A 15,668-nucleotide genomic window follows, 5' to 3' on the forward strand; every position below is an offset into this window, starting at 1 on the left:
GCAGATTGTGAATAGGAAAAAAGGTTTTACATTAATAGAAATTATGATAATATTATCAATTACAGGGTTACTTTCCATAATTTTAGTACCGAAGATAGGGGCCATTAAGCTGCAGTCCAAAGACAATAGTGTAAATACCAACGTACTTTTAGTCAGAACTTATCTTGAAAACAGATCGGCAAAAGATACAAACTCCTATAAATCGTCTATTAGTGCAAATCAAACGAAGGATCAAGCTCTTACTGTTATTTTAAACAATATTGAAAAAGACATGAATTCTAATTTTTCTGGAAGTAATTCTTTGATAAATCCTTTTAACAATAGCAAATCTGTTACTAAAAATTTATCAGGAGATTCATCTGTTTTACTTTCTTATTCATCCAATACTTTACCAAAAGATAATGAGATAGCGAGTGACAGTACTCTTCCTAGTGGGGAGAATAAGAAGGGAAATGTGGTAGTTGTTGTCTATGGAAGTACCCAGGATAAAAGTGGAGGTTATGTATTGTATGGAATAGGTAACAGCGGCAAAATAGTTAATTCGTATATTGTCAAATTTAAATCTTTGTCAGCAATTGATAAAATGTCAGATGATGGTGGAAATGATTCCAGTGTTGAAACAAATGTTAATAAAGTAGTTAACTATATAAGAATTAATGCAATAAGAAGGATAATAATGGGAGTGCCTGAAAACAAAATTTATGATGTGATCCAGGGACCACTATATAGTGATTTGAACAATAAATTTACTCCTGGAGATGCTTCAAGGCATATTGTCAATCCATATTATTTGAATAAGGACGCAATTGATGATGATGGGTATCATACTAATGGAGACCCTGGCATAAATAGAGATTATTCTATAATAGTTAATGCTAACCCTTATGATTATTCAAATATAGATAGTAAATATTCTAGTTATCCTGGAAATGTAGTAGTATATGTGAGCAAAAATCCAATGGGATATGTAGTGTACGGAGTTGATAAGAGCGGCAAAACGGTTTATAAAACTCCAATTAATCTTTCTACTGAAGTAACAGGAGATATGACTGCTGCATTAAAAAATAATGTAAAATCTGCTGCTGAGATACTAAAGAATAACCTTACTGCAAATCTTAAATCAGCATATGATAAGTATCCTCAGGACACCTATCACAGAACTACTGAGCTGCAGTCTCTGGCAGAAAATCAACTTCAGCAGTTGAATTTAAAAAACTCCTATGTACCAGATTGGACTGGCACAAGGACAGATACTTATAATTTTGACAAAGATAATGGGATTTCATTAGTTATAGAACTTACTCCGGGAAATTATGTTACTGATTACAAGGGCACAGTTATTGTAGACGTACTTTCGGATACCAGTGGTTATGAAGTCTATGGTATAGATTATACAGGAAGTAAGTATGATTATACTAAGGTAAAATCAAGTGATTCTTAGGTTCAGATGGAGTTTGCTTATAGTCGTTTTCACGGAGTGCGCTGGGGGTGTTCAATGGTAGCGATCGGATAAATGATATATCTAAAATATTTAGAAGTAGGGATCAAAATGAAGAAAAGAGGATTTACTTATATAGAAGTAATGATGGCCATCAGTGTATTTATAATGTTATCTGCTTTTGTTATTAGACTTAATATTACAGCTAATAAAAATGTAAACAAACAGGTTTTAAAGCAGAATATGATGATGGAAGCACAAAAATGTCTTGAGGAAAGTAAAAATAATCCGGACAGTAGTGAATACAAAAATGATAGTTATAAAAAGATGGACGGTTATTATATTAATATAAGTTCAGTACCGGTTAAGGCTGATTCACCCAATCTTTTCCAAATTACAGTAAAAGTTAGGAATAATATTGATGATGAGGAAAATGAAGTGGTGTTAAAATCACATTTTTTAAAAAAATAAGGTGGCAGGTTTTCAGTATGAAAAAAAGAGGATTTACTTTAGTAGAGCTTATGATAACTTTGGCTATATTTTCTATATTTTCAGTATACCTTTATCAAACTTTTTTTTTCGAGATAAAACAATCTCTTAACTTTAAGAATAATATAGATATTCAATATAATGCAAATAAGGCTTTAAATATGCTTACGGATCAAATAAGAAATTATAGCTCAACTAATGATACTAAAACTTTAACATCTTCAGATGGAAACAAGATTCTTAAATTAGGATCTAAAGACAAGGATGGCAAAATTGAAGTTAGTCCTGTTAGTGATGCTGGTGCAGCTAATAAGGATATAATTAATTTGATTTCAAATCCAACAGCATCTAATGTTCCTTCTTCTAATATATATTATGATATAAAAAGTAAAACTCTTCAGGATAATGATGAAAATAAATGCTTTAATATAGATTCAGTTGATTTTTCATATAAAAATGGATTAATTTTTATAAGTGTTTCAGCTTCAGAGGGGAATATACAGGTTGAAAGTTCTACTGCCGTTAATGTTCAGGCAAATTAATTTGTAAGGAGAAATAGGATATTGATGAAAAAAAGAGGTTCTGCCCTTATAGTTGTTATTATTATTATGACAGTAACTTTTTTATTGGCTGCATTTATGGTAGATACTAGTATTAAAAGTAATAGAGCAGCTTCAGATACTTCTGATAAAACCAGGGCATATTATAGTGCTGAGACAGGTATCTATGATTTTATAAATTATGTCAATGATGATATTGAAAACAATATTAAGAACAATAAACTTGATATATCTTCAGGAAACTCTATAACTAATAATTATAACAAAGCTGGTCTTTATAATGACAATATGGAAGTATATAAAGCTGAACTTATGCATGATATCTCAATGCCACAAGATAGTGATTATATAAAGACCTATACATTTGATTTTTATTCCAAAGGAAATTTTGGCTCTGAAACTTGTACCATAATTGCAAATGTATCTATTGTTTATACAGATAACAAGTATACGTCTTATACAATAAACTCCAGGCAAGTAGAAGACTGAGTAGAGTTTCAATATAGGGGCTTCTAAATGAAAATCAACTTATTCTCCGGATATTTCTTACAACCTTCAGCTCATTAAATATTTTGATAAGTCTAAGTAAAAAATTCTAAAAAAGCTAAGAACTTTTGAAAACTCGTGCCTCAAACAATTCAAAAGTTCTAAGTTTTTACGAATTTTTTCTAAGACTTATATACAAAATATTTAAAAGAGCTTCATTATTGTAAAAACATTCCTGCGTATAAGTTGATTTTTAAGTTAGAAAGCTCTAATTGAAACTCTAACTTATACATAAAATATAATAACAAAATGGAAATCACACTTAAAAACTTTTTCTATAAGTCTTAGTGAGGTATTTTAGAAAATCTTAGAAGCCTATATATGTTTGAGGTATGAGTTTATATAAGCTTCTTTAGATTTTCAAAATACCGAGCTTTAGACTTATCAAAAGTTTTTAGTGTGATGAAATTTGTTAGTATATGGCTGGTATAAGTTAACTTTCTATTTATGAACTCTATAAAAGTTTTTATAAAAATATGTATTTTATCTGCCATATATATTATAATTAAATCTATAATGTTAAAATCGGAGGTATACTATGGGAGAATGGGAAATGATACTCAGATTGCTACTCTCGGGAGTACTTGGGGCTTTAATAGGATTTGAAAGAAGAAGCCACTCTAAGCAAGCAGGACTTAGAACTCATTTTGTCGTAGCAGTTGGAAGTGCCCTTATTATGCTTGTGTCTAAATATGGATTTTGGGATTTAGTTGGTATGAATTCGGTGTCACTAGATCCAAGTAGGGTAGCTGCTCAAGTTGTAAGTGGTGTTGGTTTCTTAGGAGCAGGAACTATTATTGTAGAACACCAATTTGTAAGAGGACTGACTACGGCAGCTGGATTGTGGGCTACAGCTGGTATTGGTATAGCAATTGGTGCGGGTATGTATATACCTGGTGTAGGAGCTACAGTGCTTATAGTTATAGGACTTGAAATATTCAACAAATTTCAAAAAAACGAGGTATATTCTATAGGAAGGGCAAATTTATCAGAAGAAGGTATTAATTCTACATTAGATATATTAAAAAATTCAAAAATGAAAATATCTAATATTCAGGTTAATAGGCATCATAATAAAACCAATAAGGATTTAGAAGCAAGGATTACCTTTAAAATTTACACCAGAAATCAAAATGAAATGAAGGATATGATGGTAAATCTTCTGAGGATTCCTTATGTAAGGGATGTAAACATAGAATAAAGTTTTTTAGAGACAAGAAGGAGTATAATTTGTTTTTTTTATTAACTCAACTGTCGCAGTTTAAAAGCTTTGCGAAGCAAAGCTTCGCAAGTTAAGAATTAATAATGAAAAATTAATAGTGAAGGATGATTTTTAGCTGTCGCAAAAAATCTTTAAATTTATATAAATCAGCAATGTTTCACTTTAGCGAAACGAGTGATGAAAAGCTTAATCAAAGATTTTTTGTAGTGTAACGGAAAAAAATCCACATTAACTATTAATTCTTCATTCTTAACTATTAATTAAAAAAATTTTATATGTACAAAAGTTGAGTATTAGCAAACTATAATATTGGAGGAAAACATATGAAAAAAATATTTAAACTGGCTTTAGGGCAAGCAATAATTTTAGGACTCGCTTTCCCTGGAACTGTATCTGCTGCTGCTAGCCATAATGTGAGCAGAATTTACGGATCAAGTAGATACCAAACCTCAATAAATATTTGCAACAACTTTAGCAGCGGGAAGGTACAAAATGTTATTGTAACCAGTGGAAACAATTTCCCCGACGCCTTAGCTGGTAGTGTGCTTTCAAAACAATTAAATGCCCCTATTCTTTTGGTAGACAAGTCTTTAAGTGACAGTCAGGATTCTATTAATTATATAAGAGATCATTTGGATGTAAGTGGAACTGTATACGTTCTAGGTGGATATGCTTCTGTAAGTGATGAATATATAAATTATATTAAATCTTTGGGGTTTAACAATATTAAAAGGCTTGGTGGAAAAAATAGATTTGAAACTAACAAAGTAATAGTAGAAAATATGAATGTAAGTAAGGGAACCCCTCTAGTTGTAGTTAATGGCAGTAATTTTCCAGATGCATTGAGTATATCAAGCATAGCAGGTATGAAAGGTTATCCAATAATTTTAAGCAATACAGATACACTACCGGATGAAGTAAAAGAAAAGATAAGCACAATAAGTCCTTCTTCTGTGTACATAATAGGAGGACAAGGTGCATTAAGTGATAATATTATTTCTGAGATAAAGAAATTGGACACAACTATAGAGGATGGAAATATTATAAGAATATGGGGAAAGAATAGATATGAAACTTCATTAAACATATGTAAATATTTTAATTTGGACAGCAGTACTGTAGTTATTGCAAATGGAGAAAATTTTCCAGATGCTTTGTCCGGGAGTGCTTTAGCAGCAAAACTTCAGGCACCTATTTTGCTTACTGATGGAAAGAATATATCAACTCAAAAAGAGTATATAGATACCACAAAGTATACAGATGAAATTATACTTGGGGGAAGTGGTGCTGTAAGTGAAGATGCGGAAAATGAATTAAAAGGAATAGAAAAGAAGCTATTTGAAGTAACCAATGAGTATGTAGGTGAAGATGGAAAGTATTATATAGAAGGTAATTATTTAAAATATGTTACAGATATAAATGAAGCTTTAGATTATGTAAAGAGAACAGGAGATAGCAGTGTAGTTGAAGAAGATAATGGACAGTGGTTTATATTAGATGATGGCTTTGACATGACCATAAGTGATAAGGTAAAATTAGAGGTAGATAGTGATGTGAGCATAAAACTAATTCATTTTGATAGTAATGGAAATATATTCTATAACCAACCTAATTTCATTGATATGGTCAATGGTCAATACGAAGATAAGCCTGTATTTAATTTATTCATTAAAGATGGTAAAGTAATGAAAATGGATCAGCAGTTTAGACCATAAACAGAGTTCTTGGCATCAGATGGAGTTTTGACTCCACCTGATACTTATTAACAGGATTCTTAGTGCTTCAGCACTTAGAAGGCGTTATCCTTTAGGAAAAATCGTTATCCAGGGACGTAGCTGCTCTTTACTCCAAACTTGGAGGAGTGGGAGTATTAGAGCAGGTAGTCATCGGATAAAAGAAGAATAAGGCTATGTGCAATTATTAATTTGCAAATAGAACCTTCTTAATGTATGAAATTGGTTTTATATGTTAGGAAGGTTCTTTATAATAAAATTTTGAATGAAAAATATCATAAAGAAGGGAAGCGAGTATTTAGCAGTTTTATGTTAAGTAATTTTGCTGCTAAAATGATATATGGAAATAAAAAATATAAAGGGAAATACATTTTGCATTGATACTAAAATGGCATGCATACCTTTTTATAAGATCAATTATAGAGAAATAATTATGATGGATTCTGGATGGCCAAGAGGAGGAGAAAGAGAAGGTATAGCTGAAGTTTTAAAAACGAATAATTTAAAAGTAGCTGCTATAATATGCACTCATGCTCATATGGATCATATAGGCAATGCTGAATATTTGAAAGAAAAGTACAATTGTATTATTGCTATGCCGGAATGTGAAGCTGTTACTTGCAGTTCAATTATTAACTTGAAGTTTTATCATAATAATTATAACATGGCTGAAATTGCAAAACATTTTGGACAGATGGTTTGTAAAACAGATATTATGATTACACCTGATCAAGAAAATATATATGTTTGTGGTGTCAAATTCAAAATTATTCATACACCAGGACATAGTGCTGCTCATATATGTGTTATTACTCCTGATGATGTGGCATATTTAGGAGATGCCCTTGTTGGATATGAATTAATGGAGCAAGCTAAAATGCCTTATTCCTATTCCCTTACGGATGATTTGAAAAGCAAAGAGAAACTTTATGACTTAAAATGCAGTAAATATATTGTGGCACATAAAGACATATATGATGATATTACAAAGCTCATAAAGGACAATATAAAATTTTATAAAGATACGGCAAATAGCATATATGATGTAATGGATAGAAATAGAAGCATGACAATGGAAGAAATTTTTAGATCAGTAACTAAAGATTTTAACATTAACCTGGATAACAGAGTAAAATATGGATTAACAGAAACAATTTTAGTATCCTATGTGAGATATCTTAATGAAAAAGGTATGCTGGATTTAAATATGGAGAATGGACTTTATAAATATTTAAAAAAGGCACCTATTTGTACTAACGTTTATTGATTACTCAACTTTGCGAAGCAAAGCTTCGCAAGTTAAGAATTAATAATGAAAAGTTAATAGTGAAGGATGATTTTTAGCTGTCGTAAAAAATCTTTAAATTTATATAAACCAGCAATGTTTCGCTTTAGCGAAACGAGTGGTGAAAAGCTTAATCAAAGATTTTTTGTAGTGTAACGAAAAAAATCTACATTAACTATTAATTCTTCATTCTTAACTATTAATTAAAAAAACCTTATATGTGTAAAAGCTAATTATGTATAGAAAAAATAATTATCTTGTCTTTAATAAAAATTAGTAATAATATAAAATTTGTGGATAATATGTTCTAAGGAGGAGATAATTGTTGTTTATATCATCAAAAGTGGCTCTTCAATTTTTAAAACACAGTAAATTGCAAACCTTTGTTATAATACTGGGAATTGCAGTAGGAGTTTCTGTGCAAATATTTATAGGACTTTTAAGCAGTGGACTTGAAAATACTATTTTAAATAAAATTGCAGGAAATTCAGCTCAAGTTACGGTTTATTCTAATAACGGCAGCATAGAAAATTGGAGTGATATAAAAAATAAAATTGTAAAAGAAGATAAAAATGTAAAGACTGCAGCGCCTGTAGTTGATTCTCAGGTTTTTATTAAATTAAAAGATACTAACCAACCTGTTCAGATCAGAGGATTTATGCCTGAAGATGTTAACTCACTTTATAACATAAAAGGCAGTATATATGAAGGAAAAATGTATGAAAATAGTGGGCAAGTTATTATAGGAAAAGATTTGAAGAAGAAGCTTGATTTAAAGCTTGGAGATAATATAGATTTGTTTACCATGGGTGGAAAAAAGTTGACTTTAAACATAGTTGGTTTCTTTGATCTTGGAGCTACTAAAATAAATGGAACTTGGGTTATTACAGATTTAAGTGATGTTCAAAATTTAATTGGTTTTGGAAACAAGGCTACTTCTATGGAAATTGCAGTTAAGGATATATATAATGCAGACCTGGAAGGAAAGAAAATAACTAAAATACTTTCTGATAACAGCGTTAATGTGCAGAATTGGAAAGATCAGAATAAATTTTTAGCCAGTGGAATGGTTGGAGAAAAAATTTGTACAATAATAATTCAATTCTTTGTACTTCTTGCAGCAGTTCTCAGCATCATAAGTATACTGGGTATAAGTGTAGTTCAAAAATATAAACAGATAGGTATATTAAAGGCCATGGGTATAAAGGATGGAAGTGCAGCTTTTATATTTTTTGTACAAGCTTTTATACTTGGAGTATTGGGAACGGCTTTGGGACTGCTTTTTACATGGTTGTATATAAAAGGGTTTAACAGATATATAGTTAATTCTGAAGGATTGCCTCTAGTTAATATAGTTGTGAACCATAAATTTATTTTAGCATCATCTATTATTGATGTAGCTGCGTCAACCTTTGCAGCACTCTTTCCGGCATTTAAGTCATTTAGACTTAATCCTGTGGAGGTAATAAAAAATGGATAATATCATTCAACTTGAAAATGTAAATAAGATATATGGAAGAAGAGTTAAAAATAAAGTTTTGTCAGAAGTAAATATATCTATAGAAAAGGGATCTTTTAATTCCATTATAGGGGCATCGGGAAGTGGAAAGACCACTCTCTTAAATATAATGGGTATGCTAGATAAGCCAACAACAGGAGAAGTGTACATACAGGGTAAAAGTATAAAAAGTATAGGAAGAAATTCAAGGGCTTCAGTGAGAAATAAAAGTATAGGCTTTGTTTTTCAGTTTCATTATCTTCTCCCCGAGTTTAATGCAATACAAAATGTACTTATGCCTTACAGAATAAAGCATTTTTTTTGCGGTAGAAGTGCTAAGAGAAAGGCAGAAGAACTTCTTGAACTAGTTGGACTTTCTGGATGCAAGAAAAAGAAGGTATATGACTTATCAGGGGGACAGCAGCAAAGAATTGCTATAGCTAGGGCACTTATGAACGATCCCAGCATAGTTCTTGCAGATGAGCCCACTGGGAATCTTGATTCTACAAATGCAGAGAGTATTTATAAACTCTTTCGACAAATAAATGATAAGTTTGGTACTACCTTTATTATTGTAACTCACGATGTAAGTATAGCTAATAAAACTGATAGGATAATACAGATAAAAGATGGACAAGTAAGATCGTAGCTCTTATATAGGAAATAGCATTGTAAAATAAATTTGCAATGTTATTTTTTTTATTAAAATAGAAACAATTTTATAAATATATAGACTTTTCTGAAAAGTAATGTTAAAATAGTAACAAATGAAATGTTAAAATAATAACATGATATATAGTTATTAAAAGGGGTGCATATTTGTGGAAAAAAATGAAGTTTTATCAAAACAAACCATTGATATTGATGTAAAACCTGGGGATGCATTGTTAGTTGTAAATAGAAAGAAAAAATTATCTAAAAACAGTAAAATTACTTTTGAAGGTAAAAACATTATAGATATTGCAACAAAGTACACTAAAACAATAGACAATATATTTATATCTTTGATAAAAGTTTATTTAACATCCTTAAACCCTATAAAGTCTGTGGGAAGACAGTGCTTTGAAGTTATTTCCAGGTACACTGGATTGACTATTGAAGAATCAAAATCTAAATTGGAAGAAATGTTGAGCACATTAGGTTGTGATAATAGTGGGACTATTTTTAAAGCTTTTCCTTTTAAATTAGAAGCTTATGAGAAACAGCGTCTTATGTTTGCCATGGCGTTTTTAGTTAAACCAAAACTTATAATATTAGATGATACTATCTTTAGACTGGATAATAAAATAAAGAATTATATGTTGGCACAACTTAAAAAGTTAAGGGAAGAGAATAACACTAGTTTGATATTCATATCCAAAAATGCTAGGGTTGTAGCTGAAGCTGTAGATAATATAGCAATTATGTATAGAGGAACTGTAATTGAATATGGAAAAAAGGACTTAATTTTGAAAAATCCTATTCACCCATATACGAAATATATTCTTTTTTATAAAAACAATTCGAAGTTTGCGGAAGCATCATCTGAGATTAAAGAATATATAAAAAGCATTAATAATATGCCTAGAACAGGATGTTCTTTTTGTTTGAACTGTGAAAAGTCATCTTATGATTGCATGTATATGAGACCTGAAATAAAATTTTTGAGTTCAGGTCGACAGGTAATTTGTTCTAACTATGTGAACTATAATGCTTAAAAAGTAAGATGTATATAGAGTTTCTTGTTGTAGATATTGAAATGACTACAACAAGGAACTTTTTTATATTTACAAAATTTTAATTTTGAACTCCTAATACAATGGTATATACTAATATTGAAGGGAGTATGAGTAAAATGGACGAAAAAAAGGAGAGGGAAATGGAAGAATTAGCTGAGGAAATCGACATAATATTTTCAGTTAAAGATAATATTTCTCAGAGTGAAATAAATAACTTCCTAAATAAATTTACTGAGTTATCTGAAGATGATATACGAAAAAAAATATCAGAAATTACTGAAGATAATTCCTATATAGAAGATTCGTCTTCAGATCAAAAAGATGAAAACTCCACAGAAAATATAGACTCTGAAAGTGTCAATGAAGTAAAAGTTGAAGATTCTCTAGAAGAACTGGATGAAGATAAAATTGAAAATGTAAATGATGATTTACAATTACATATAGATGAATTACCTGAGAAATCAGAGGATAATAAAATTAAACCCATTTTTGATGATGGAAACATTCCGGATGTACCCTTTGTAAGAGCAGAAATAAAATATGGACAACTGTCTCTGGAATGGGGATGGCCAGAAGGTATAGACAAAGTACTTTTATGCTGCAGGATGGATAGATTTCCAGAGACACCTTCAGATTCCAGTGCTTCTCATGTAATCATAGAGAGAGAGGAAGATTTCGAAACAGGAGATTATACCATAAGTAAAATAGAAGAAGGAAATTATTATTTCTGTATTTATGCTGTGGTGGAATATGAAAACAAGACATTATATTCTGAAGGTCAGAGAAGGCTTGTGGTAAATAAAGTACCTCAGGAAATATTTTATGAAATAGACTTAAAAAGAAGTCTCTTGGGTAAATTAAAATCTGCTAAGATAAGCTTGTCTGCGCCATCTTCTAAATCTTCTCCAAAGGGAGAAATAGAATTGCCGCAGCTTGTTTTAATCAGTAAGATAGGGAATATGCCTATTCAAAAATCTGATGGAGAAACTTTGTTTAATATAGATTATGAAACTTTAAAAAATGATGAAATCATAGACTTTGATTTGCCTATTGAAAATATAAAAAAAAATATGTATGTGAAATTATTCTTTGTAGATGACTCTAACAGTAAGTTATACAGGATAGTTTCACCAGCTAAGGAAAAGCTGTACTTTAAATAGAAATTATATTTTAGTTAAGAATTAATAATTAAGAATTAATAGTTATGGATGATTTTCTTCCGTTAACACTACAGAAAATCTAAATCATAACATAACGCAATTGAAGCTTTGCTTCAATAAGCTCTAATTTAAGATTTTTAGTAACATAGTGGAGAAAAATTATCATTCACTCTTCACTATTAATTATTAATTTTTAATTACATAAGGGGAGGATTAACTGTGAAACTTAACTTTAGAAAAAAAGATGATTATATATGTCCCTATTGTTTTTCTAAACATGCTTTAAATGAAGTGAATTTTATATGCAAAAATGATCCTGATTTATGTGAAAATGCAAGAAACCTAACGCCCATAAAACCAAAGAACGTTGAGGACAAAAATGAAATGCCGGATTATGTGTTTTGCAATGAGTGTGGACAGAAAACCAATATAAAAGTATGCCCAACCTGTAACCAGGAACTTCCATATTCAATTGGAGAATATGATAATTTAATATTTGCAGTAATTGGTGCAAAAGAGGCAGGAAAAAGCCATTACATTGCAGTTTTGATTCAAAAGATAATGAATGAGATAGCTTCGGCCTTCAATTATAGTCTTTCAGCAGTTGATGATGCTACTATGAATAGATATAGAAATGATTTTTATAATCCTATTTTTAAGAGAAATGAAATTATAGGAGTAACTCATTCTGCTAAAACTGATGCCTCTGTAAAGCAGCCTCTTATATATAATCTTGTTTTTAAGGATAACGGAATATTTGGAAGCTTTTTAAAAAGTAAGAGGATAAGCAATGCAGTTACTATTGCTTTTTTTGATACTGCAGGTGAGGATTTAGATTCTGAAAATACTATGAAAACTGTAAATAAGTACATATATAACTCTTCAGGTATAATATTTTTGCTTGACCCTCTTCAACTGGAAGAAGTTAGGAGGAAACTGCCTAAAAATATTAAATTGCCGCAGCAAAATACAGAGATAGAAGACTTGCTTTCTAGAACGGCAAACCTCATTAGAAAGGCAAATGGTATAGGAATGGATAAGCTTATAGACATACCTGTGGCCGTGGCTTTTTCAAAAATTGATGCAGTGGAATCACTGATTGATCCATCAAGCTGCATAAATTATCCAAGCAGCCATGTAAGCAAGGGATATTTTGATTTGGCAGATTTTGAGGATGTAAATGGAACAATGGAATCTTTAGTTAGGAGCTGGGGCGGAGAAAATTTTGCAAATCAGCTTAGCTCAAATTTTAAAGAGTACGCTTATTTTGGATTGACAGCTCTTGGATGCAATCCTGAAAGTAATAGAATAACTAAGCTTAGACCACATAGGGTAGAAGATCCTTTTTTGTGGCTTCTCTATAAATACAAATTTATTAAGGGAGAAAAGAGGAAGTGATAGATAATGGCAGTTCAGCAGCTTTTTTATACGTCCTGTAAAAAAGGCTTGTCCTCTGGAATGGGATTTCAAACTTATTCCATGTCAAAGGGCATTACGGATAACGAGAGAATGGAAATAGAAAGCCACTGCATATACATACCGCCTTCTAATCTTCCAACACAACCTACCAAGGAAGAGATAGACAGGTTGTTTCCTATATCTTTTTCTTCTTTTAGACTTGAAAATGGAAAGTACTGTATTTCACAAATTAAATATGTGGGAAAAGATTATTCAGAGAGATATGGAAATTACTTTTGCCATGTACTTATATCGAATAATGCTTGGGAATCTTATCCCATAGAGCTTTATGAATCGCCTATTTTTAGATATTGTTTGAGTGAAGAAGAAAAAAATGCTGTTGAAATAGACTATCTTCCTGAAATTACGGAGATTCCACTAGGTAATGTAGTTGATTTTGATGAAATAAGTAATTTTTTAAAAGGCAGTGGAGGAGATAAGGGTAAGAAATTTACAAGTCTTTTAGAACGTGTTGTGATGTATAATAGTTCCAAAAAAAGAATTATACTTGCAGATGTAAAAGAAAACATTCCTTTTTGGATTGGGGCAGTTTGTATGTCACTACCTAAAAAGCTGGCGCTGCAATTTAGTTTTACTACTTACAGCTATAACCCAGACAATACAGACTATATACTCTGTGGTATAAGTAAAAATGGCAGCAAATTTAATTTTGCAGACAATCGAAAGATGTATGAGTACAGTGCTATGAATTTTTCAGAAGATTGTCCAAGGAGCAAAAGCAGTTTTTCAAAGCGGGCTGAAGTAGGATACACTGTTTCAAAAGAAGTATTTCTGCCTTTTTTAAAATTTTTAGATCAGTTTGAGTACAATAAACTGGATGAAGAAGTGGATAATTGTGTAACTCTTTATAATATAGTAAAAAAGGGACTTGAAAAATGCAGCATAGAAGATGTGAAAAAGGCTCTTAGTTTTGCAATTAAGTATAAATCGGAAGATGCCTATGAGGAACTCTTTCATCAGATTAATGCAAGACTTGAAAAGATAAGCACACAGGTAGATGTACAGCTTTGCTATATGATAACTACATTTTTACTTAAAGTGTCCAGAGACATAGATGATGATAACTATATAGTAAAGGCTTATAAATTTTTCTTTGACTCTCTTGATTATATTGCAGTTTACAGCAAAGATACTGATATTTATGAAATGTTGAATTTGCGTAAAAGAATGGCACAGGATGAAGTGGATAATATCTGCCAATTTCTAGAAGTTTCTCTGAGTCCAGATAGAATAAAAAATATTCAAGATTATATAAAAGAAAACCCGGTTTATTATTCAATTTCTACAATATCAGATATAATTTACTCCGGTTACACTTTTAGAGATAAAAATGTTACTTTGCTTTTAAATAACTGCATAAAATTTTTAATATTATCTGAGGACAACACTTTATATGTGCTCAATTATTTTAAAAATGATTGTGAGTGTATCTCAAAAATTATTATTAGAATTTACTGCATAAACTATTATTTAGGTAGAAGCGAAGCTATTTTGGATTTGCTTGCGAAATTTGTTGTAGACGAGGGAAATAAGGATGGCAATTGGAAGAAAAAAGTCTATTTAAATATGTACAACCTTCCAAACTCCTATAATTTTTTATTTTCTCTATATGTTTTTGAGCTAAAAGAAAATACTGAAAATCAGGACTTTTTTATAAATTACTGTAGTGAAATATTCAATTCTTTTGAAGAATACAGAAGTGAAAAATTTTCAGATGCTTTTAAATTATATTTGGAATTTTATAATGGAGATGACGCAGCCCTTGAAAGTTACAAAGGCATACTGAATTATATACTTGAGAACTTAAATATGCACATTGTGGATAAAAAAGTAATGGAGAAGTTTATAACGGATGTGGAAGAAAAGTTAAGTATAGATAATGCAGGAGAAGAAAATGCACTTATTGAAACAATTTTAAAATTAAAAAGAAAATATAATATTACAACCATCTGTAATATATCAGAACTTTTGTATATTGGTAAGAGAATTGAAAATCCAGATATGGACTATAATGAAAGACTTCTTAAGAAGGTCAAATATAACTTTTCATATATGAGTGAGGAAAAGTATAGAGAATACTTAAGCTGGCTTTTACCTAATATATTAGTGCAGTCTTCTGGATTTACAGGCCATATAAAGGTAAAAAAGACTTTTTTTTGTTCCAAATATGAAGATACCTTTTACAATGTATATTTTAATGGTATAGAGGATATACTTTTTACAAAAAAATATAAAAACTTAATGGGTTCTCGATATAATGAGAGGTATAAAATATTTTTGGATTTTTTCATAACCTTATATAAAAATAAGAAAAATTTAAGTGAAGAAAGGGAAAATATTATATATAATAGAGTAATAGAAATACTTATAAAAATTTCTCAAAAAAAGTTAAAAGAGTATACTGCCTATATTGTTGATAAGACAAGTAAATTAAAAAGTCAAGTTTATATTAGAGAAAAGTGGCTTGAAATTGAAAAAGAAGCAGAGGAAAAGGGCAAGAAAAAGGGTATACTTGATCTTTTTAAAAAATGATTTAAAGA

The 15,668-nt window shown here is 30.3% G+C and carries 13 protein-coding genes; all 13 read left to right on the forward strand.

The features are described 5' to 3' along the window. Nucleotides 1-7 precede the first annotated feature (7 nt). The 13 genes from B5S50_RS13875 (at nt 8) to B5S50_RS13935 (ending at nt 15,660) form a co-directional block, all read left to right on the forward strand. Nucleotides 8-1,441 (forward strand): type II secretion system protein, encoded by a 1,434-nt coding sequence (locus B5S50_RS13875; protein WP_217302143.1) that lies wholly within the window; start codon nt 8-10, stop codon nt 1,439-1,441. A 108-nt stretch (nt 1,442-1,549) separates the two neighbouring features. Then, nucleotides 1,550-1,909: a type II secretion system protein gene (locus B5S50_RS13880; protein WP_217302144.1), complete on the forward strand. Its 360-nt coding sequence runs from the start codon at nt 1,550-1,552 to the stop codon at nt 1,907-1,909. A gap of 17 nt (nt 1,910-1,926) precedes the next feature. Further along, nucleotides 1,927-2,469, forward strand: a complete 543-nt coding sequence (locus tag B5S50_RS13885) for a PilW family protein (protein ID WP_217302145.1) — start codon at nt 1,927-1,929, stop codon at nt 2,467-2,469. Between the two features lie 24 nt (nt 2,470-2,493). Then, nucleotides 2,494-2,976 (forward strand): pilus assembly PilX N-terminal domain-containing protein, encoded by a 483-nt coding sequence (locus B5S50_RS13890; RefSeq protein WP_217303810.1) that lies wholly within the window; start codon nt 2,494-2,496, stop codon nt 2,974-2,976. Nucleotides 2,977-3,571: 595 nt separating this feature from the next. Further along, the gene (locus B5S50_RS13895; protein ID WP_217302146.1) at nt 3,572-4,234 is read left to right on the forward strand and encodes an MgtC/SapB family protein; all 663 of its coding nucleotides are present in this window, start codon (nt 3,572-3,574) and stop codon (nt 4,232-4,234) included. A gap of 344 nt (nt 4,235-4,578) precedes the next feature. After that, nucleotides 4,579-5,970 carry a cell wall-binding repeat-containing protein gene (locus B5S50_RS13900; protein WP_217302147.1) on the forward strand — a complete coding sequence of 464 codons (1,392 nt, stop codon included), beginning with the start codon at nt 4,579-4,581 and terminating at the stop codon, nt 5,968-5,970. Between the two features lie 358 nt (nt 5,971-6,328). Continuing rightward, a complete protein-coding gene (locus B5S50_RS13905) occupies nt 6,329-7,255 on the forward strand; it encodes an MBL fold metallo-hydrolase (RefSeq protein WP_065077079.1) in 927 nt (308 codons plus the stop codon). 340 nt (nt 7,256-7,595) lie between these two features. Continuing rightward, a complete protein-coding gene (locus B5S50_RS13910) occupies nt 7,596-8,753 on the forward strand; it encodes an ABC transporter permease (protein ID WP_368041485.1) in 1,158 nt (385 codons plus the stop codon). After that, nucleotides 8,746-9,420 (forward strand): ABC transporter ATP-binding protein, encoded by a 675-nt coding sequence (locus B5S50_RS13915; RefSeq protein ID WP_065077081.1) that lies wholly within the window; start codon nt 8,746-8,748, stop codon nt 9,418-9,420. The genes B5S50_RS13910 and B5S50_RS13915 overlap by 8 nt, the downstream gene beginning before the upstream one ends. Nucleotides 9,421-9,592: 172 nt before the next feature. Next, nucleotides 9,593-10,468: an oligopeptide/dipeptide ABC transporter ATP-binding protein gene (locus tag B5S50_RS13920; protein ID WP_065077082.1), complete on the forward strand. Its 876-nt coding sequence runs from the start codon at nt 9,593-9,595 to the stop codon at nt 10,466-10,468. Between the two features lie 137 nt (nt 10,469-10,605). Then, complete coding sequence (locus tag B5S50_RS13925; protein ID WP_065077083.1) at nt 10,606-11,649, forward strand: hypothetical protein; 1,044 nt, start codon at nt 10,606-10,608, stop codon at nt 11,647-11,649. 219 nt (nt 11,650-11,868) lie between these two features. Next, nucleotides 11,869-13,047 (forward strand): zinc ribbon domain-containing protein, encoded by a 1,179-nt coding sequence (locus B5S50_RS13930; RefSeq protein ID WP_065077084.1) that lies wholly within the window; start codon nt 11,869-11,871, stop codon nt 13,045-13,047. Nucleotides 13,048-13,053: 6 nt separating this feature from the next. Next, nucleotides 13,054-15,660 (forward strand): hypothetical protein, encoded by a 2,607-nt coding sequence (locus B5S50_RS13935; protein WP_217302148.1) that lies wholly within the window; start codon nt 13,054-13,056, stop codon nt 15,658-15,660. The last annotated feature ends 8 nt before the right edge of the window (nt 15,661-15,668 follow it).

The sequence above is a fragment of the Clostridium sp. 001 genome, assembly GCF_019056555.1.
GTDB classification, from domain to species: Bacteria; Bacillota; Clostridia; order Clostridiales; family Clostridiaceae; genus Clostridium_B; species Clostridium_B ragsdalei.